Raw genomic sequence first — 314 nt, 5'->3', positions numbered from 1 at the left:
CGATTCGACGGCCGTCCTCGGTCCACTGTCAACAGCGAGCGAGCCGCACGCATACGACTTGTGTGAACGCCACGCGAATAATCTGACTGCCCCTCAAGGATGGCAAATCGTGCGTTTGCAGAGCTCGTTTGACCCGGCACCACCATCGGCCGATGACCTGATGGCGCTCGTTGACGCAGTCCGCGATGCCGCCCACACCGATTCAGCCTCACCAGTGGCTCAATGCGTCGCGCACCACGCCCAACAAGGCGACCCGGCTGCCCCCTCGTCAATTGACGGGAAAGACACACCCAACCGCCCCTGGCAGGCTGAAC

The 314-nt window shown here is 62.7% G+C and carries 1 protein-coding gene; it reads left to right on the top strand.

Going from position 1 to position 314, the window contains the following annotated elements; genetic code table 11:
- Positions 1-58 precede the first annotated feature (58 nt).
- The coding region (locus QP381_RS08780) for a DUF3499 family protein (protein ID WP_442953419.1) at positions 59-314 on the top strand (256 nt) is incomplete at its 3' end.

The organism is Pauljensenia sp. UMB6358 (assembly GCF_030216865.1).
Classification (GTDB): domain Bacteria; phylum Actinomycetota; class Actinomycetes; order Actinomycetales; family Actinomycetaceae; genus Pauljensenia; species Pauljensenia turicensis_A.
The sequence above is the reverse complement of the archived record's forward strand: the minus strand, read 5'-3'. Positions and strand labels throughout refer to the sequence as shown.